18 protein-coding genes are annotated in these 19,291 nt (G+C 67.2%); 16 read left to right on the top strand and 2 right to left on the bottom strand.

Annotated elements, in window-relative coordinates; all coding sequences use genetic code 11:
• Nucleotides 1–236 precede the first annotated feature (236 nt).
• The 16 genes from R2910_04200 (at nt 237) to R2910_04125 (ending at nt 17,275) form a co-directional block, all read left to right on the top strand.
• Complete coding sequence (locus R2910_04200; GenBank protein ID MEZ4412169.1) at nt 237–1,373, top strand: hydrogenase small subunit; 1,137 nt, start codon at nt 237–239, stop codon at nt 1,371–1,373.
• Entirely contained in the window at nt 1,360–3,075 is a 1,716-nt protein-coding gene (locus tag R2910_04195; protein ID MEZ4412168.1) for a nickel-dependent hydrogenase large subunit, read from the top strand. Before R2910_04200 ends, R2910_04195 begins: the two co-directional genes overlap by 14 nt.
• Nucleotides 3,072–3,839: a Ni/Fe-hydrogenase, b-type cytochrome subunit gene (gene cybH / locus R2910_04190; protein ID MEZ4412167.1), complete on the top strand. Its 768-nt coding sequence runs from the start codon at nt 3,072–3,074 to the stop codon at nt 3,837–3,839. Before R2910_04195 ends, cybH begins: the two co-directional genes overlap by 4 nt.
• Entirely contained in the window at nt 3,826–4,335 is a 510-nt protein-coding gene (locus R2910_04185; GenBank protein MEZ4412166.1) for a HyaD/HybD family hydrogenase maturation endopeptidase, read from the top strand. Before cybH ends, R2910_04185 begins: the two co-directional genes overlap by 14 nt.
• On the top strand, nt 4,328–4,588 hold the full coding sequence (locus tag R2910_04180; GenBank protein MEZ4412165.1) for a hydrogenase/urease maturation nickel metallochaperone HypA: 261 nt from the start codon (nt 4,328–4,330) through the stop codon (nt 4,586–4,588). The genes R2910_04185 and R2910_04180 overlap by 8 nt, the downstream gene beginning before the upstream one ends.
• A complete protein-coding gene (gene hypB, locus R2910_04175) occupies nt 4,569–5,240 on the top strand; it encodes a hydrogenase nickel incorporation protein HypB (protein ID MEZ4412164.1) in 672 nt (223 codons plus the stop codon). The genes R2910_04180 and hypB overlap by 20 nt, the downstream gene beginning before the upstream one ends.
• The gene (hypF, locus tag R2910_04170; GenBank protein ID MEZ4412163.1) at nt 5,192–7,522 is read left to right on the top strand and encodes a carbamoyltransferase HypF; all 2,331 of its coding nucleotides are present in this window, start codon (nt 5,192–5,194) and stop codon (nt 7,520–7,522) included. Before hypB ends, hypF begins: the two co-directional genes overlap by 49 nt.
• Before the next feature lie 26 nt (nt 7,523–7,548).
• On the top strand, nt 7,549–7,803 hold the full coding sequence (locus R2910_04165; GenBank protein ID MEZ4412162.1) for a HypC/HybG/HupF family hydrogenase formation chaperone: 255 nt from the start codon (nt 7,549–7,551) through the stop codon (nt 7,801–7,803).
• On the top strand, nt 7,800–8,909 hold the full coding sequence (gene hypD / locus R2910_04160; protein MEZ4412161.1) for a hydrogenase formation protein HypD: 1,110 nt from the start codon (nt 7,800–7,802) through the stop codon (nt 8,907–8,909). The genes R2910_04165 and hypD overlap by 4 nt, the downstream gene beginning before the upstream one ends.
• Nucleotide 8,910: 1 nt before the next feature.
• Nucleotides 8,911–9,969, top strand: coding sequence for a hydrogenase expression/formation protein HypE (gene hypE, locus R2910_04155; protein ID MEZ4412160.1), 1,059 nt, complete (start codon nt 8,911–8,913; stop codon nt 9,967–9,969).
• A 91-nt stretch (nt 9,970–10,060) separates the two neighbouring features.
• A complete protein-coding gene (locus R2910_04150; protein ID MEZ4412159.1) occupies nt 10,061–10,864 on the top strand; it encodes a zinc ribbon domain-containing protein in 804 nt (267 codons plus the stop codon).
• Between the two features lie 118 nt (nt 10,865–10,982).
• Nucleotides 10,983–11,402 carry a cytochrome c maturation protein CcmE gene (locus R2910_04145; GenBank protein MEZ4412158.1) on the top strand — a complete coding sequence of 140 codons (420 nt, stop codon included), beginning with the start codon at nt 10,983–10,985 and terminating at the stop codon, nt 11,400–11,402.
• A 30-nt stretch (nt 11,403–11,432) separates the two neighbouring features.
• The gene (locus tag R2910_04140) at nt 11,433–13,439 is read left to right on the top strand and encodes a heme lyase CcmF/NrfE family subunit (GenBank protein ID MEZ4412157.1); all 2,007 of its coding nucleotides are present in this window, start codon (nt 11,433–11,435) and stop codon (nt 13,437–13,439) included.
• A 13-nt stretch (nt 13,440–13,452) separates the two neighbouring features.
• Nucleotides 13,453–14,058, top strand: coding sequence for a cytochrome c-type biogenesis protein CcmH (locus R2910_04135; GenBank protein ID MEZ4412156.1), 606 nt, complete (start codon nt 13,453–13,455; stop codon nt 14,056–14,058).
• Nucleotides 14,058–14,570: a zinc ribbon domain-containing protein gene (locus R2910_04130; protein MEZ4412155.1), complete on the top strand. Its 513-nt coding sequence runs from the start codon at nt 14,058–14,060 to the stop codon at nt 14,568–14,570. The genes R2910_04135 and R2910_04130 overlap by 1 nt, the downstream gene beginning before the upstream one ends.
• A gap of 161 nt (nt 14,571–14,731) precedes the next feature.
• Nucleotides 14,732–17,275 carry a zinc-dependent metalloprotease gene (locus R2910_04125; GenBank protein MEZ4412154.1) on the top strand — a complete coding sequence of 848 codons (2,544 nt, stop codon included), beginning with the start codon at nt 14,732–14,734 and terminating at the stop codon, nt 17,273–17,275.
• A gap of 1 nt (nt 17,276) precedes the next feature.
• Here R2910_04125 and R2910_04120 read toward each other — a convergent pair whose 3' ends face one another.
• Both R2910_04120 and R2910_04115 read right to left on the bottom strand, forming a co-directional pair.
• The gene (locus tag R2910_04120) at nt 17,277–17,903 is read right to left on the bottom strand and encodes a hypothetical protein (protein ID MEZ4412153.1); all 627 of its coding nucleotides are present in this window, start codon (nt 17,901–17,903) and stop codon (nt 17,277–17,279) included.
• A 49-nt stretch (nt 17,904–17,952) separates the two neighbouring features.
• Nucleotides 17,953–19,242: a hypothetical protein gene (locus R2910_04115; protein ID MEZ4412152.1), complete on the bottom strand. Its 1,290-nt coding sequence runs from the start codon at nt 19,240–19,242 to the stop codon at nt 17,953–17,955.
• Nucleotides 19,243–19,291: the final 49 nt, after the last annotated feature.

Below are 19,291 nucleotides of genomic sequence, written 5' to 3'. Positions count from 1 at the left end.
CGTATCGTGAATTCCGCGGGTGTCCTGAAGATTGTTGAACCGCTCGGCAGAAGCGCACGCGGGACTGGCCCTGGCATCCGCTGTCCACCTCCGTAGGATTACTGAAGTCATCTTCAGAAACTCTTCAGATCCGATTTATCTGGTGACTCGGATGTTGATGCAGTTGGATTCCCCCCGACGGCGGGCTCCTCCCGCCGCCGGTCCATCCCGCACCAAGTGGACCGGAGGTTCAGACGATGTTCTTTCCGACGCAGTTTCCGTGGGCGCAGGATCAAACCCTCGGCGAGCATCTCGAGTCGAGTGGCGTCTCCCGCCGCGACTTCCTCGAGTTCTGCGGCCAGATGGCCGTGCTCCTCGGCCTGACCGAAATGGCGGCCCCGCGCGTGGCCGCCGCGCTGGAAGGCGTCAAGCGGCCCGTGGTCATCTGGATTCAGCTGCAGGAGTGCACCGGCTGCGTCGAGAGCGTGCTCCGAAGCGCGGACCCCTCGATCGGCGAGCTGATCCTGAACATCGTCTCCCTGGACTACTCCCACACTCTCATGGCCGCGTCCGGCACGGCGGCAGAGGATGCGCTGAAGGCCTCGATGAAGGCCAACATGGGGGAGTACCTGCTCGTGGTGACCGGCTCCGTGCCGCTCGCCGAGGACGGTATATATACGACATTGGGCGGCCGCACCGCCAAGGACGTGCTCATCGAGGCTGCCGCGGGGGCCAAGGCGGTGATCGGCGTCGGTGCGTGCGCCCACTGGGGCAGCGTCCAGGCCGCCAAGCCGAACCCCACGGGTGCGGTGGGCATTGCCGAGATCATCAAGGACAAGCCGGTGGTCCATCTGACCGGCTGCCCTCCCATCGCCGAGACGGTCACGGCGACCCTGGTCCACTACCTGACTTTCGGCGGGCTCCCGGAGCTTGATTCCGATGGCCGCCCGCTCTTCGCGTACGGCGCGCGGATTCATGACCAGTGCCCCCGCCGCGCCAACTTTGACGCCGGCCAGTATGTGGAGGTGTTCGACGACGATGCGGCCCGCAAGGGGTGGTGCCTCTACAAGGTCGGGTGCAAGGGACCGGCGACGTTCAGCCCCTGCCCGATTTTCCAATGGAACATGAAGACCAGCTGGCCCATCGGCGCGGGGCATCCCTGCATCGGCTGCACCGAGCGCGGCTTCTGGGACACCATGACCCCGTTCTACAACCGGCTGCCCAACGTGGCCGGGATCGGGATCGAGCAGACCGCCGATACAATTGGCGCGGCCCTGGCGGTCGGGACCATTGCCGGGGTGGCCGCCCACGCCACCGCCACAACCGTTCACCAGATTCGCTCGCGCAAGAAAGCGGCGGCGGCGGAAGAGGGAGGTCACGATGGCCAAGATTAAAGTGGTCGTAGACCCCATCACCCGGATTGAAGGGCACCTCCGGATCGAGTGCCAGGCGGAAAACCAGATGATCTCCACCGCGTGGGCATCGTCCACGCAGTTCCGCGGCATCGAAACGATCATGACCGGGCGCGACCCGCGCGATGCCTGGGCCTTCACCCAGCGGATCTGCGGCGTCTGCACCGTGGTGCACGCCGTCGCCTCCTGTCGCGCGGTGGAAGACGCCCTGGGCATCACGATCCCGCCGAACGCGACCCTGATCCGGAACCTGGTCCACGGGATGCAGACCATCCAGGACCACGTGATCCACTTCTACCACCTGCACGCGCTCGACTGGGTGGACATCATCAGCTCGCTCAGCGCCGATCCGGCCAAGACCGCGGCCATCGCCAAGAGCATCTCCCCCTGGCCCAACAACTCCGCCACGTACTTCGCGGAGGTGCAGAACCGGATCAAGACCTTTGCCGCCGGGGGACAGCTCGGGATCTTCACCAACGGGTACTGGGGCCACCCGGCCTACAAGCTCCCGCCGGAGGTCAATCTCCTCGCGGTGGCGCACTACCTCGAGGCGCTCGACTGGCAGAAGGACGTCATTCGCCTGCACACGATCTTCGGCGGCAAGAACCCGCACCCGAACTTCCTCGTCGGCGGGATGGCGAGCGCCATCAACCTCAACGACACGGCCACCATCAACGCAGCGCGCCTCTCCGACGTGCAGGCGATGATCACCCGCGCCAAGCGGTTCGTGGACGAGGTGTACTGGCCCGACGTGCAGGCCATTGCCGGATTCTACAAGGACTGGGGCGCCATCGGCGGCGGGACCGGCAACTACCTGACGGTCGGTGAATACGCCTCGGTGGACACCAATGACCTGGATTCGCTCTACTTCCCCCGCGGCATCGTGATGAACCGCGACCTCTCCAAGGTGTATCCGTACGACCATACCCTGGTGAAGGAAGGGATCACCAGCTCCTGGTACGAGTATGCCGGCGGCGACGCCGCGTCCCTGCACCCGTGGGAAGGGGAGACGGTACCGAAGTACACCGGGCCGCCGACCCCCTGGACCTACCTGCAGGGGGAGAAGAAGTACACCTGGATGAAGTCCCCCCGGTATGACGGGCGCGCCATGGAGGTCGGCCCCCTGGCCCGGATGGTGGTGGGATACGCGGCCGGGCAGAAGGATATCAAGGAGATCACCAACGAGCTGCTCAACCGGCTCGATGTGCCCCCCGCCGCCCTCTTCTCGACGCTCGGGCGCGTGGGCGCCCGCTGCATGGAGACCGTGCTGTTGGCCAACCAGATGCAGAACTGGTACGGACAGTTGGTCAGTCGTATCAAGAACGGCGACACCCGCACCTTCAACGGTGACAAGTGGGATCCCGAGACCTGGCCGAAGACGGCCCAGGGATACGGCTACCTGGACGCCTCGCGCGGCGCCCTGGGCCACTGGGTGCAGATCGAGGACGGCAAGATTTCGCGGTACCAGTGCGTGGTGCCGAGCACCTGGAACTGCTCGCCGCGCGATGAACAGGGGGTGCCGGGTCCCTACGAGGCGGCGCTGATGGACCACCATCCACTCCTGCGCCCGGAGCAGCCGCTCGAGATCCTGCGCACGATCCACTCGTTTGACCCCTGCATGGCCTGCGGCGTGCATGTCCTCGACGCCGATGGTCATCCCGTGGTGGAGGTCAAGGTCCAATGACGTCCTCCACTCCGCGGCACGGCCCCGCGCCGCCGCCGATGGCCGATTCGTCCCTCTTCCCGCTCGGCGCGCGGTTTGCGCCCCCCAGCGGCAACTACCGCTGGGTGGCACCCTGGGGAGCTCCACTGCGCGCGATGCACTGGATCGCTGCGCTGGCCATCGTGGTGCTCATTGTGACCGGGCTCTACATCGGTCGGCCCTACTTCCTGACGACCGGTGGGCCCCCGCAGTACCTGATGGGCTACATCCGACTGGCGCACTTCATCGCCGCCGGCGTCCTCGTCATGACCGGGCTCGTCCGCGTGTACTGGCTCTTCGCAGGCAACCAGTTCGAGCGGCTCCCCGCGCTCTTCCCGATCCGAAAGCGGGATTGGGTCAACTTGTGGACGCAGGTCAAGTACTACCTGATGATCGGGAAGGGCGATGAAGTCCACTATATCGGGCACAATCCGCTCCAGCAGCTGAGTTACACTTTCACCTACGTCGTCGCTGTCGTGGTGGCCCTGACCGGGTTCGCGATGTTCGGGCAGGCCAACCCTGGCGGGTTCTGGTACTCGGTGACGCAGCCGATGACGACCGCCATCGGCGGCATCCAGATCGTCCGGCTGATTCACCATCTGTGCGTGTGGTGGTTCATCATCTTCCCGATCATCCACATCTACCTGGTGCTCCGGAAGGAGATCACCGAACATGGCGGCGGCCTGTCCGGGATCGTCAGCGGTGGGCACTACATCGATGCCGACGTCGACTATGTGGACGAATAGCCACCGGCCGGTCCTCGTCCTGGGCCTCGGCAACCCGATCATGGGAGACGACGGCGTCGGCATCATCGCGCTCGAGCAATTCCGTGACCGGTTTGAGGTGGGGGACGGCGTCGAGTTGATGGACGGTGGCACCTGGGGCATGAACCTCCTTCCATACATTGAGTCCGCCGGCAAGCTTCTGCTCGTGGACGCCATCCGTGCCGGCCTTGAGCCCGGCGCCGATGTCTTTCTCGACGGCCCGGACCTGCCGAAGATTCTGGGGCAGAAGCTCTCGGCGCACCAGGTCGACATCGTGGACGTGCTCACGCTGGCACAGGTGCGGGGCACGCTGCCGGCGATGACGGTGGCGCTCGGTGTCGAACCGGAGATGATCGAGATGCGGCGGGACATGACGCCGGCGGTCGAGCGGGGCACCCACCGCCTTCCGGGGCGGATGGCCGGGCAATTGAGGGAATGGGGTATCCGCGTCTCGCCGCGGACGCCGGCCCATGCATGAAATGAGCGTCGCGGTGGAGGTCTGCCGGCTGGCGGAGGAGCGCCTTTCCCCGGTGGAACTCCCGCAGCTCATCACCGTCGGACTTGATGTCGGGGACGACTCCGGCCTCGAGCCCGACAATCTTCTGTTCTGCCTCGAGGCGCTCCTTGCGTCGCCGCCATTCCACAAGGCGCGTCCGGAAATGACCCGCTGCGCGGGCGATGTGCTCCGCGTCACCTACCTGGAGCTCGACGATGACCGTCAGGACGATTGAACTCCGCGAGCCGGTCATGGCTCGCAACAACGAGATCGCCGAGACGGTGCGGGCGCGGCTCGCCGCGGCCGGCGTGCCGGCGCTCAACTTTGTCTCGTCCCCCGGCTCGGGAAAGACGCTGCTGCTCGAGCGCACCCTCGCCGCGCTTGGCGAGGAACTCCGGATGGCCGTGGTCACCGGCGACGTCCAGACCCAGAACGACGCGGACCGCCTGGCCCGGCACACGAGCCGCCTGGTGCAGGCGGTGGTCACCGGCGGAGCCTGTCACCTCGACGCAAAGCAGGTCGATACCGCGCTGGAGGCCATCGACCTCGCCGCCACCGACTTGCTCTTCGTGGAAAACGTCGGCAACCTCGTGTGTCCAGCCAGCTGGGACCTTGGGGAGGACGCCAAGGTGGTGCTCTTCTCGGTTACCGAAGGAGAGGACAAGCCGCTCAAGTATCCCAAGGTGTTCCGGCAGGCCAAGTACGCGGTCCTGACGAAGATCGACCTGCTTCCCCACGTTCCATTCAATGTCGAGCAGGCGCTCGGCTTCGCGCGGGAGGTCAACCCGGAGCTGGAGTTCTTCCGGACCTCCGCCCAGACTGGTGAGGGGCTCGACACGTGGTTCAACTTTCTCCGGCAGCTGGCGCGGCGTCCCATATCGGTCTGAACGATCGGGAGGGGCGTGCCGTCCGGGTCACGGGCGTTGTACAGGGGGTGGGTTTCCGCCCCTTTGTGCATCGGCTGGCCGTGCGTCATCACCTCGATGGCTGGGTCCTCAATGCCGCGGGGGAAGTCCGGATCGAGGTCGAAGGCGCCCCCCGCGCCCTGGCAGAGTTCCTGGCCGCGCTTGAACTCGAGGCGCCGCCCCTCGCGCAGATTGAGCGCGTCGCGGTCCTGCCGCGCGTCGTGACGGGACTCTCCGGTTTTTCCATCGAGGCCAGCGAGGACGAACCCAACCGCCGGCAGCCGGTCTCGCCCGACGTGGCGGTCTGCGCCGCGTGCGAGACCGAGCTCCGGGATCCCGCCGACCGCCGGTACGGATATCCGTTTGTCACCTGCACCGATTGTGGCCCGCGCTTCACGGTCATCGAGTCGATGCCCTACGACCGGGCGCGGACCAGCATGGCGGCCTTCGCGCAGTGCGAGGCCTGCCAGCGGGAATACGAATCACCCGGAGACCGGCGGTACCATTCGGAAACGAACAGCTGCCCCGCGTGCGGGCCGCGCCTCTGGTACACCCTGCTCGATGGGGTACCCCAGACCATCGGCTCGGATGAAGCGCTCTCCGCCGCGGCGCTGACGCTTTTCAAAGGCGGAGTGGTGGCGCTCCGGGGGGTCGGCGGCTTCCAGCTTGCCGTGGATGCCACCAATCCGTCGGCGGTGGCCGAGCTTCGGCTGCGCAAACGCCGGGAGGCCAAGCCGCTGGCCGTGATGGTCCGGACCGTGGAGGAGGCGGGAACCATCGGCATGGTTGGGCGGGATGAGGCGATGCTGCTCCGCTCGCCCATGCGCCCCATCGTCCTCCTTGCCCGGGGAGAGCGGGATCCGCTGGCAGACGGGATTGCGCCAGGACTCGCGTGGGTGGGCGTCATGCTCCCGGCGACGCCGCTGCACGACCTCCTCCTTGACCGGGTGCGGCGTCCCCTGGTCATGACGAGCGGGAATGTCAGCGAGGAGCCCATCGCCATCGGCAACGAGGAGGCGCTGGCCCGGCTGGAGGGGATCGCCGACGGTTTCCTCCTCCACGACCGCGAGATCGTCGCCCGCTACGACGACTCGGTGGTGCGGCCAACGGAACTCGGCCCGGTCCTGATGCGGCGCGCGCGCGGGTACGCGCCCCTCCCGCTCGACCTGCCCATCGGGAGCCCGGTGCCGTTCCTGGCGGTCGGACCGCACCTCAAGAACACCTTCACGCTGGTCCACGGATCGCGCGCCTACGTGAGCCAGCATATCGGCGATCTCGAGAACCTGGAGACGCTGGAGCACTTCAACGCGGCGCTGGCCCGGTTCAAGACGCTGTTCCGCATTGAGCCGGAGGCCGTCGTTCATGACTTGCACCCGGGGTACTTCTCGACCCGCGTGGCGCGGGAATCGGGGCTCCGGGTGCTGGAGCCGGTGCAGCACCACCACGCCCACGCGGCGGCCGTCATGGCGGAGCATGGACGCACCGACCCGGTGCTCGCGCTCGCGTTCGACGGGGTAGGTTACGGGTCGGATGGCGGCGTCTGGGGCGGCGAAGTGCTGCAGGCCGACCTCGTCGGGTTCCGCCGGGTCGGCCACCTGCGGCCGGCCCCGCTCCCCGGCGGGGATCTCGCCGCCCGGAACCCCTGGCGTGCCGCCCTCGGCTACCTAATGCTCGACCAGCAGCTGGGGCCTGCGTTCACGCTTGCGCTGGACGGGATTCAGGAGGCGGAACGCGCCATCGCGGAGCTGCAGGCGACCCGCGGCGTCAACGCGCCCTGGGCCTCGTCGATGGGTCGTCTCTTCGATGCGGCCGCCGCGGTGCTCGGCCTTCGCCTCAAGGCGGACTACGAGGGGCAGGCCGCGATGGAACTCGAGTCCCTCGCGGGGCGGCGGGTTGCCTCCGAAATTCGGGTGGGGCTGGAGCGGTCCGAGGAGGGAGCCTGGGTCATCGATCCGCTGCACCTGCTGGCGGTGATCGGCTCGCGGCGCCAGCGCGGGGACAATATCGCCGACCTGGCGGCGGATTTTCATGCGAGCGTCGCGTGGGCAGCCGCCGAGGTAATCCGCCGGGTGTCGGAAGAAAGTGGCATCCGCGCCGTGACCCTTGGCGGAGGCACCTTCCAGAACGCGCGACTCCTGACGTCGATGGTGGGACGGTTGCAGGGATTCGGCATGACCGTGCTCTGGCCGCGACACCTCAGCCCCAACGATGGTGCCATCAGCTTTGGACAAGCCGCGGTCGCCGCCGCTCGGCTGGCGCGTTGACCGACTGAACCTGAAGGAGGCGTTCCATGTGTCTCGGCATTCCTGGACAGATCGTGGACATCCGCGGCGATCGCGGACTGCCGATGGGCACCGTGGACTTCGGCGGGGTCCGCCGCGAGGTCTGCCTGGCCTACGTGGCCGACGAGGTGAAGGCGGGGGACTACGTGGTGGTCCACGTCGGCTTCGCGATCTCGAAGGTGGACGAGGAGGAGGCCCTGCGCACGTACGAGATGCTCCGTGAGATGAGCCTGCTCGAGGGGGAGCTCGGGGCAGCGCCATGAGATTCCTCAACGAATATCGGGATCCGGCCCTGGCGCGGGCGCTCGTCCGCCAGATCCTCGACACCGCCAGCCGGCGGTGGGTCCTGATGGAAGTGTGCGGTGGCCAGACCCACACCATCGTCAAGCAGGGCCTCGACGAAATCCTGTCCCCCGCCGTCGAGATGATCCACGGCCCGGGCTGCCCGGTCTGCGTCACGTCGCTGGAGCAGATCGACAAGGCGCTGACGCTCGCCGCGCGGCCCGATGTGCTCTTCACCTCCTTCGGCGACATGCTCCGCGTGCCCGGCAGCGAGTGCGACCTCCAGCAGGTCCGCGCCCGGGGCGGGGACGTGCGGGTGGTGTACTCGCCCCTCGACGCGCTCGAGCTGGCCATCAAACATCCCGACAAGCAGGTGGTGTTCTTCGCGGTGGGCTTCGAGACGACCGCGCCCGCCAACGCCATGGCGGTGTTCCGCGCGAAGGAACTCGGGGTGCCCAACTTCAGCGTGCTGGTCTCGCACGTGACGGTGCCGCCGGCGATGGTCGCGATTCTTGATTCCCCGGACAACCGGGTCCAGGGGTTCCTCGCGGCCGGCCACGTCTGCAGCGTGATGGGATGGAAAGAGTACGAGCCGATCGCCGAGCGGTACAAAGTACCGATCGTGGTCACCGGCTTCGAGCCGGTCGACATCCTCGAGGGGATTGCGCTCGCGGTGCGCCAGCTCGAGGAAGGGCGGCACGAGGTCGAGAATCAGTATGTGCGCGCCGTTCGCCGCATCGGGACGCCGCCGGCGCAGGATCTCATCCGGCAGGTGTTCGAGCTGGCCGACCGGAAGTGGCGGGGGGTCGGCACCATTCCGATGAGCGGGCTCGTCCTTCGGCCCGAGTTCTCGGACTTCGACGCCGAGCTGCGCTTCGGGCTGGAGGATATCGCGGTGGACGAGCCGGCAGAGTGCCGGGCCGGCGAGGTGCTTCGTGGCACGCTGAAGCCGTATGAGTGCCCCGCGTTCGGGACGATGTGCACCCCGGAGCGTCCCCTCGGGGCGCCGATGGTCTCCTCGGAAGGGGCCTGCGCCGCCTACTACAATTTCGGCCGTCATCGGGCGGCCGTGGCCCCGGAGGCGTGACATGACGATCACCATCGGCGGCGGTCCCACCTGTCCGGTGCCCATCGTGGCAACCGACCGCGTCCAGCTGGGCCATGGCTCCGGCGGCAAGCTGAGCGCGGCGCTCCTCAAGGAGCGGTTCCTGCCGCACCTCGGGAACCCGGTGCTCGAGCAACTCGGCGACGCAGCCGTCCTCCCGGTGAACGGGCAGGAGGTGGCTATCTCGACCGACACCTTCGTGGTGAGCCCGGTCGAGTTTCCCGGTGGCAATATCGGTTCGCTGTCGGTGCACGGGACCTTGAATGACCTCGCCATGGTCGGGGCGACGCCGGTGTGCCTGACCGTCGGCTTCGTGCTGGAGGAGGGGCTCGACCTGACCCTGCTGGACCGAGTCCTGGCGTCGATGGCGGCAGCGGCCGGCGCCGCGGGGGTCCCGGTGGTGTCGGGAGACACCAAGGTCGTGGAGCGAGGGAAGGCGGACAAGCTCTACATCAACACGACCGGTATCGGGACGTTACACCCCTCTTTCCGCCCCGGCCCCGACCGGGCGCAAGCCGGGGACGCCGTTCTCGTCAGCGGACCGATCGGCTCGCATGGTACGGCAATCATGGCAGCACGCGAGGGGATCGCCTTCGAGGCCGCCATTGAGAGCGACGCGGCCACCCTCCTCCCGCTGGTGGCGTTGTTGAGGGAGTCGGTCGGGGCGTCGGTCCATGTCCTTCGCGACCCGACCAGGGGCGGCCTCGCGAGCGCCCTGAACGAGATCGCGTCCGCCTCCAGTGTGGGCGTGGTGCTCGAGGACGGCGCGCTCCCCGTCCCTGGTCCGGTCGCCTCGGTCTGCGATCTCCTCGGACTGGATGTCATGTACGTCGCGAATGAAGGCGTCCTCGTGGCGTTCGTTGCGGCGGACGCCGCGGAGACGGCCCTGGCGGCTCTCCGGAGTCACCCCCTCGGCGCGCAGGCAGTCATTGCCGGGACGGCGGTCGCCGAGCACCCCGGCATGGTTGTCCTGCGGACCGGCCTCGGAGGCACCCGAATCGTCGATATGTTGCCTGGAGACCAGCTCCCTCGCATCTGCTGACCCCCTCAGTAGTATTCCGGTCCCGCTCTTGCGGCGGTCTGGCTAGATTTGTCCGGATCGTCATCCACCCTCATACCCTGGATTCTGTCTGATGGCCTCCAAGACCACGCGTTGCCCCTCGTGCGGCGCCGACGCCGAAGGGAAGTTTTGTCGTCACTGTGGCGCGAGCCTCGGCCCGCGTACCTGCGGGTCCTGCCACGCGCCGCTGGCGGCTGGCGCCAAATTCTGCACCCAGTGTGGCACGCCAAGCGGGGGTGGAGCACCTGCGGGGCAGGGTGCGTCGGCCGCGGCGCCGGGTGACCGGAAGGCGTGGGGGGTGGCGGCGGCGGTCTGTGCCGTGCTCCTCGTCGCGGTGCTCGCCCTGGTGGTACGCGGCAGCGGCGGCGCCCCGGAAGCAGCCGGTGCGGTCGGCGCCGGCGGGGCCGTGGCCCCGTTCGCGGGAGGCTCCGGGGACGGCACGCCGCCCGACCTGAGCACGATGACGCCGCGCGAGCAGTTCGATCGGCTCTACAACAGGATCATGCGGGCCGCCGAGTCGGGCGACCAGCAGACGGTGACGCAGTTCACGCCGATGGCGCTGGTGGCGTATGAGCGGCTCGAGATCATCGACGCTGACGCCCGGTTCCACCTGGCCACCCTGAAGTTGCACAGCGGCGACGTGGCCGGGGCGAGCGCCATCGCCGATACCCTCCTGATGAAGGACCCGGGGCACCTCTTCGGGTATGTGATCCAGGGCACGGTAGCCCGGTGGAACAAGGACGATGCTGCGCTGAAGAAGGCGTACAAGGACTTCCTGTCACATTACGATGCAGAAATGAAGAAGGGCCGTCCCGAGTACGGCGACCATGAGCGGATGATGACCGACTTCCAGCAGGCGGCCACCGCGGGGCAGTGAAGCTAAAGTCGGCGTGAAGAGTTCCTTAATCGACCGTTCGGGGGGTTGCTCCCGGGCGGCCGGCTGTTGATTCTTGATGAGTCTGGTCGGAATCCAACCATATGCAGGGAGCGGGACCATGAAGCCTGGCCACAAGTTCCTCTTCGGCGCGGTGCTGATCGTCGGTAGCGTCGGCCTCTTGATGTTCCAGGGGGTAAAGGAGACGGGCGTCTATTTCCTCACCCCGACGGAGCTGGCCTCGAAGGCCTCCGCGGATCCCACCTTTCACAACGTCGGCGTCAAGATGGGCGCCCGCGTCGTGCCGGGGTCGGTCGTGCGGGACGCCGCCACCCAGACGGTGGACTTCAAGGTGACCGACGGCGCGCAGGTCTACCCGGTGACCTACCGCGGCCTGGTTCCCGACACCTTCACCGACGCCAGCGACATCGAGGTTGTGGTCGAAGGTCGGCTTGGCGCCGATGGCGTGTTCCACGCCACCGATGTGCTGGCCAAGTGCGGATCGCGCTACGAGGCCACTCCTGAAGCTCCCGCAGCCTGACGCGCAATGACACTCCTTGGGCAGTTTTCGTTGTGGGTCGCACTACTGATCGGTGTGTTCGGCGCGGTGCTCTCGTTCTCGGGCAAATGGCAGGACCGTCCCGACCTTGAGCGGACCGTCATCCGGTCGTCCTACGCCCTCGCGGCCGCACTCCTGGTGGCCTCGCTGTCGCTCTGGAAGGGACTCTTCGCCCACGACTTCAACATCGAGTACGTGGCGTCGTACACCTCCAGGAATCTCCCGACGTACTACATCGTGTCGGCCTTCTGGGCCGGGCAGAAGGGCTCGCTGCTCTTCTGGGCGGTGGTGCTGGCCTGCTTCTCGGCAGTGGCCCAGTGGATCACCTCGCGCCGCTATGCCGATCTGCTACCGTACGTGGCGGGTGTCACGAACATCGTGGTGGCGTTCTTCGTCACCGTGATGCTCTTTGCGGCCAATCCCTTCGCCCGCCTGGCGTTCATCCCTGAGGACGGCCGCGGGCTCAATCCGCAGCTCCAGAATATCGGCATGGTCATGCATCCGCCGATGCTCTACCTCGGCTACATCAGCGTCACCATTCCCTTCGCGTTCGCCATTGCCGCCCTGCTCCGGCGCCGGCTCGACAGCGGCTGGATCGTGGCCATCCGGAAGTGGACCCTGGTCTCGTGGGTCTTCCTTTCAATCGGCATCGTGCTGGGCATGTGGTGGGCGTACGTGGAGCTCGGCTGGGGCGGCTACTGGGCGTGGGACCCGGTCGAGAACGCCAGCTTCCTGCCCTGGCTGACCATGACGGCGTTCCTGCACTCCGTCATGATTCAGGAGAAGCGGGGGATGCTCAAGCGATGGAACCTCTCGCTCATCGTCGCGACCTTCCTGCTGAGCATCTTCGGCACGTTCATTACGCGGTCCGGCGTCATCGCCAGCGTGCACAGCTTCACGCAGTCCAACGTCGGCTACTTCTTCCTGGCCTTCCTGCTCGTGGCGGGCGTGCTCAGCTTCACGATGCTGTATACGCGGTGGGACGAGTTGGAGCCTGACGCGAAGCTGGAATCCATGCTGAGCCGAGAAGCCGCCTTCCTCTTCAACAACCTGGCGCTGGTCGGCATCGCGTTCTCGGTGCTCTGGGGAACGCTCTTCCCGATCCTCTCCGAGGCGGTGCGGGGCAGCAAGATCACGGTGGGCCCCCCCTTCTTCAACCGGGTGAACGTGCCCCTCGGCCTCTTCCTGCTGGCGCTGACCGGAATCGGGCCGCTCATCGCCTGGCGCAAGGCGACCGCCCGCAACCTGCAGCGGCAGTTCGTGCTTCCCGTCTCCTTCGGGCTCCTCGTGACGCTGGCCCTCGTCATCGACGGGATGCGGGACCTCTACCCGATCATGACCATCGGGCTCGGCGCCTTCGTGCTTGGGACGGTGGTGCAGGAGTTCTATCGCGGCATCCGGGCCCGCCGCCGCATGCACGGCGAGTCGATCCCGGGGGCGTTCTTCAACCTGATCGCCCGGAACCGCCGCCGGTACGGTGGCTACATCGTGCACGTCGGCATCCTGCTGATGTTTATCGCCTTTACCGGGATGGCCTTCCGGGTTGACCAGGAAGCCACACTGAAGCCGGGTGAGTCGATCGAGATGCGGAGCCCGTACGGCGGCACGTACAAGCTGACCCACCTTGGGGTGTCGCAGTACAACGCCCTGAATCGCGTGGTGTCGGCGGCGACGGTCCAGGTCGACTACAACGGCAAGTCACTCGGTGTCATGAAGTCCGAGAAGCGCCAGCACGTGGACAGCTTCGGCCGGCCGACGTTCGAGCCGTCCACGGAAGTCGGCATCCGGAGCGACCTGAAGGAAGACCTCTATATCGTGTATGCCGGCTCGGTCAACGGGACGGAGGAAGCGGTCTACCGCTTCACGATCAATCCACTGGTCTGGTGGGTCTGGTTTGCGGGGATGGTGCTGGTCGTCGGCGGCATCCTGACCATGTGGCCCGGCGGCGGCGGTATCGCCGAGACGCGGCGCACCCAGGCCGGCTATGAGGCCACGCTGGTCGGCGCGGAGAACGCCTGAGATGAGCAATACGATGACTGAGCGCCGCGCCTTCCTGCGACAGTTTGCCCTTGGTGGGCTGGCATTGGCCGGGGCCGGGACACTGCGTGCGCAGGACCCGGCGCAGGGGACCTCGGGTGGCGCGGACGCCGGGCGGCTCTACAATCCCAACGCGGTGCAGCAGCGCGCTCCGACGGTCGGCGCCGACAACGACGCCCAGATCATGGAGCTCGAGAAGACCCTCAAGTGCCAGTGCGGCTGCAACCTCGACATCTACACCTGCCGGACCACCGACTTTACCTGCACGACGTCTCCGGCGCTGCATCGCGAGATCGTCGCGCTCTGGAATGACAACCGGACGGCGGACCAGATCCGCGAGGCGTTCGTCAGTGAGTACGGCGAACAGGCGCTGATGGCTCCCAAGGTGGAAGGGTTCAACCTGGCCGGGTACTTCGTCCCCGGCATCCTGATGCTGGCCGGCATTGCCATCCTTTCGATGTGGATCCTGCGGCGTCAGCGGCAGGTCGCGGCTGTGCCTTCCCTGGCGGCCACGGAGGCCATCGATATTGCCGCGGTGGCGGGCGCCACGCCCGAGGAGCTTGAGCGACTCCGGCGCGCGCTCGATGAGGTCAAAGACTGATGTGGGTTGAAATCGCGGCCGCGGCCCTGGTTGGCCTCTCCCTGCTCTGGCTGGTCTTCGAACCGCTCTTCACCGCGCACGGAGCACGGCCCGCGGACATCATCAACGTCGACGCCCTCGAGGACCTGGAAGACACGCGCAGCGGTGTGGCGCTCGCAGCGCTGAAGGAGATCGAGTTCGACCGGGAGACCGGAAAGCTGAGCGACAACGACTACGATTTTCTGAAGCAGAAGTACACAGTGGAGGCCCTCTCGGCGTTCCGCGCTGAGGATCAGGGCTCCCCCGCCGCCGACATCGAGGCCCAAGTCGCCGCCCGGGTGGCCACGCTGCGCGACGACGGCCGCACCGCGGTCGCGTGCGGCGCGTGTGGCGCGCATGCCGGGCCAGGCTCCCGGTTCTGTCCCGAATGCGGCAAGCCCCTCGGGGGGCCGGCCGCCTGCCCCAAGTGCGGGACCGACCTCCCCAGCGGGAGCCGCTTCTGCGCGGCCTGCGGCGGCCGGGTCGCGGCCTGAAACCCCTCGTTCCCCCTATCCGTCACGCAATAGAGATGTAGGATTGTCCGGGGTGCCCCGCAGGTGGGGCGCCCCGGTCGCGTTGGCCATCCTGTTTGCCTCCCTCCGTCATTGAATCGGAGTCGCTCATGCCTGGTCGAGGAATCGTTCGAGCCCTTCTTGTGTCCCTGAGCGTGGTGACGGTGGCGTGCGCCTCCAACAAGGGTGCTGTCACCAGCCCAAGCCCGGCGAACGCCAAGAGCGCCGGCAAACCGGCGGCCACCAAGAGCTTCGCCGAACTGACCAAGAGCTCCGCAAAGTACGCCGGCCTCTTCACCATCTACCAGGACACCGTGACCGGCGCCCTCCAGATGGCTGTCAAGAAGGACCAGATCGGGAAGGAATTCATCTATTGGTCGGTGACCGACGAGGGGGCCCTTCCGGCCGGCAGCTTTCGGGGCGCCTTCGGCCCGAACGAGATCTTTGCCGTCCGGAAGAACTTCAACAAGATCGAGTTCGTCACCCAGAACACCAACTTCTACTTCAACCCCGCCAGCCCGCTCAGCCGGGCCGCTGACGCAAACATCAGCCCGGGGCTGCTCGCCTCCATCGAGATTGCCGCCACGGATACGGCCACGGGGGAGTACCTGATCAAGGCCGACGACCTGTTCCTGACCGAGACCCTGCGGCAGGTCAAGCCGAGCCCGAGGCCCGGCGCCCCTCCCGGCGCCACCTTCACGCTCGGCAACCTGAGCAAGGAGAAGACGCACGTCGTCTCGGTCAAGTCGTATCCGCTCAACACTGACGTCGTGGTGGAGTATGTCTACGTGAACCCGGCGCCGACCAACAGCGGTGGCCCGGCAATCACGGATCCGCGCAATGTCAGCCTGACGATCCAGCACACCTTCATCGAGATGCCGGTCAACGACTTCCAGTCGCGGTACGCCGACCCCCGGGTGGGCTACTTCACCGACCAGGTGACGGACCTGACGTCCACGAGCATCACCCCCTGGCGTGACCCGGTGCACCGGTGGAACCTGGTGAAGAAGGATCCGTCGGCCGCGATGTCCGACCCGGTCGAGCCGATCACCTGGTGGATCGAGAACACGACCCCGGTGGAGCTGCGGCCGGCCATCCGCGAGGGCGTCCTGGCCTGGAACAAGGCCTTCGAGACCGCCGGCTTTACCAACGCGGTGGTGGTGAAGGAACAGCCCGATACCGCCACGTGGGAGGCGGGCGACCTGCGGTACAACGTCCTGCGCTGGACAGCCTCCCCGAACCCGCCGTTCGGCGGCTACGGGCCCAGCTTCGTGAACCCGCGCACCGGCCAGATCCTTGGGGCCGACATCATGCTGGAGTTCATCGTCGTGACCAACCGGATGCAGCAGGCGGAGTTGTTCGAGTACGCCGGGCAGGCGCTGACCCTGCCGACGGATGACGCCGACCAGCACAGCTGCAGCGCGCAGACCTACCTGCAGCAGCAGGCCGCCTTCGGGGCTGCGGCGCTCCAGGCGCTCGGGGCGACCGACGCGGAAATGGACGCGTACGTCCACGACGCCGTCGTGAGCCTGGTGCTCCACGAGGTGGGGCACACCATGGGGCTGAACCACAACATGAAGGCCAGCCAGATGCTCTCGCCGGCGCAGCTGCAGGACTCCGCGCTGGTGGTGGCCCGTGGGGTGTCGGGATCGGTCATGGACTATCACGCCGTCAACGTGCCGCCGCCGGGCGGCAAGCGTGCGCCGGTCTTCGACACGAAGACAGGACCCTATGACGACTGGGCCATTGAATTCGGCTACCGCCCGGCCCTGTCCGACCCGGCCGCGGAAGCCGCCCGGACGACGGCCCTCCTCAATCGCTCCACCGAGCCGCAACTGGCATTCGGGAACGATGCCGACGACATGCGGTCCCCGGCCAGGGGCATCGACCCGCGTGTCATGGTGGGCGATTTGAGCAATGACGCCCTCACCTGGGCCGAAGGCCGGATGGCGCTGATCGATACGCTGCTGCTGGGGCTGGACCAACGGTACCCGCAACGCGGTGAGAACTACGCCACATTGCGCGCCGCTTACCTCCGGGCGACCGGGGAGAAGGGGAACGCCGCCGTGGTGACCTCGCGGTATATCGGCGGGGTCTACGTGAGCCGCGGTGTGGACGGGCAGCCGGATGCCGGCCTGCCGTTCACGCCGGTGCCGCTGGCGGAGCAGCAGCGCGCGATGCGCCTGCTGCGGACGGAGTTCTTCGCGCCGGACGCCTGGAACGCGTCCCCGGAGCTGCTGGCGGAGCTGCAGCAGCCCCGGCGGGGGTTCAGCGGTCCCGGTGAGCCGACCATCCATGCGCGGGTGCTCACCATGCAGAAAAACGTGCTGTCGTTCCTGCTGGCTCCGGAGACCCAGGCCCGACTGACCGACTCGCGTCTCTACGGGAACCAGTACCCTGCGGCCGGGATGATGTCGGACCTGACCGACGCGGTCTTCGCGGCGGACGCCCGGGGGAACGTCAATACCTTCCGGCAAAACCTCCAGCTGGAGTATGTCGACCAGGTCGCCGCCATGATCAAGGGCGCCTCGGCCAAGAAGTACGACCACGTGTCACAGTCGGCGGCCATCGCGAGCCTGAAGAAGATCCAGGCCCTGGCGGCCAGCCCGACCGGGGATGCCGAGACCCGGGCGCACCGCCAGCATCTGTCGCTGGCGGTGAGCCAGGCGCTCGACCCGAAGTCGTGAACTAGAAGGCGTACTGCATCCCGAGACCGGCCGCGGTCGCCCAGAGGGTCGTGGCCTCAAAGGAGTCCGGTACCTCGCTCGTGTTGAAGGGGGATCCGGAGAGGGATCCTCCCAGGGTGGCGAGCAGGTGCCAGCTCGGGGTGACGGGAGCCGTGAGTTGGAGCGTGGCCGTTCCGCCGATGCGAGTCCGGGAGTCGGAGTCTGTCAGGGACCAGATGCCGAGGACCGGGCCGGCGGAGAGGTTGATGGCGGCACCCGCCTTGCCCAAACGCGCCAGCGGCACCGTCACGAGGGCCGCCACGCCGATCTGGCTCACGTCGAGTGTGTTCTCAATGAGCGTGACCTGTGCGTCGCTGACCTGGACATGTGACGAGACGTAGGAGAGGCCGAGTCCGAGCCGGACCTTGCCGACCGCACGGTCGGCGGTGAGCCCCCACGTCACTTTGGGCGTCAGACTCCAGTGGCCCTCAGTTGTGCTGGTGTCATCCAACCCGCCGCTGAACCATGTCTGGGCGGCAGTGGCCGTGACGCGCCAGGTCTCCTCCTGCCCAGTGAGCGTGGCGGCAGGGATTGCCAGCAGGACGATCATTCCGCGCAGCAGCGACTTCCAATTCCCACGTCGACCCATACGCGCTCCTGGGGTGGGGCGGGGGAGGTTCCTCCCCCGCCGTCAGTGGTCACTTCATTTCGAGATTCAGCCAGCCGTTGATCCTCGAACTTCCTTCCAGCACCGCCCAGTGACCCACCGAGCTCGTGCGACCGATCACCGAATCTGCGACGGCGATCCCGATCAGGTCGTCGTTCGTCTTGATGAAGCTGGCGAGTGAGCTGATGAGCCTGGCCCCGTTCTTGGCCGCGACGATGATTCGGGTGACGCCGTTGATGCTGACGACCTTGATGTCCTTCACGCCGATGTACGACTGGTAGGCGTTCTTCAGCGCCGTGAAGAGGTCGGCGATCCGGTCCTGGCCCATCTTGATTTCACACGCAGTATCGTCGTCCTCCAGCGCCATGATCAAGTAGGAGCGCCCGGGGTAGGCCTGCTCCAGTGCATCCATCTGGGATTGGCTGAACACCTTGGCGGATCCGCTCCAGCTGGTGGAGTTCATGTCCCAGTAGTACCCGGGCGGGGCATGTTCGCCCACGCACTGGTACGACACCATGGAGCTGGTGTCTCCCGCACTCGCCGGCCCCAGCACATGGAGCTCAAACTCGGGACTCCCTTTCAACCAGCCTTCAAACGTGCCCGAGAATTGGGCCCGGGTCAGGTAGAGTGACGGGCTCGGTGGGGCCCCGCCCGGCCCGCTCCCCCCTCCGCTGCTCCCCCCACCTCCCTGTCCGTTTCCGTCGCCGCCACAATCGTCTATGCCGCAAACGGCCCCCTCCGGCCGACCAGGGTGGTCGAAATCCGTTTCCTGCGGCACCAGGGCCAGCACCGGCGTTGTGGGGGGCGTCAGCGGGTCGAGGAGGATTCGCTCGCCCCGGATTGTGAATGCGACCGGCACGTCATGGTCTTTGAGCGCGGTCGCGACCAGCAGGTCGGGCCCGCCGTCCCAGCGCTGCAGGTGACCCGGCACCGGGAAATACAGCTCCGACGCGAGGCCCGCCGAGACGTCCTGGATGATGGCCGCCTGCGGCTGCCCATCGGCGGCGGCCATTGCGGAGGAGACCCGATGGTCGTCGCGGTCGAGCAGCCGCTGGAATTGCAGCTTGTGCTCAATGATCGGGGATTCCCGGAGTTGGGCGAAGAGGTACCCCCGTAGCGCCGGGTCGGCGAGGGCAAGCGCCAGCTGCCGAGCCTGTCGCTCCAGTCGGCGCGCCTCCGGCGATGGGTTTGGGCCGGGCGTGATGGCGTCCGGGCCGGAGACGGCCGCGGGATTGTCTCCCGGGGCGGATGGTTCGCGGTCGGCGCAACCGGCCGCCGCCGCCAGCAGCACGAGCGCTGCCAGCCTGAGCTTGGCGTGCATGAGACCTCCTTGGGAAGGGTGACGGCGCGCCCAAGGTAGGTCTCGGTCA

The organism is Gemmatimonadales bacterium, from assembly GCA_041390145.1.
Classification (GTDB): Bacteria; Gemmatimonadota; Gemmatimonadetes; order Gemmatimonadales; family GWC2-71-9; genus SPDF01.
Note: the sequence above shows the minus strand (reverse complement) of the source record. Positions and strands in the feature narration are given on the sequence as shown.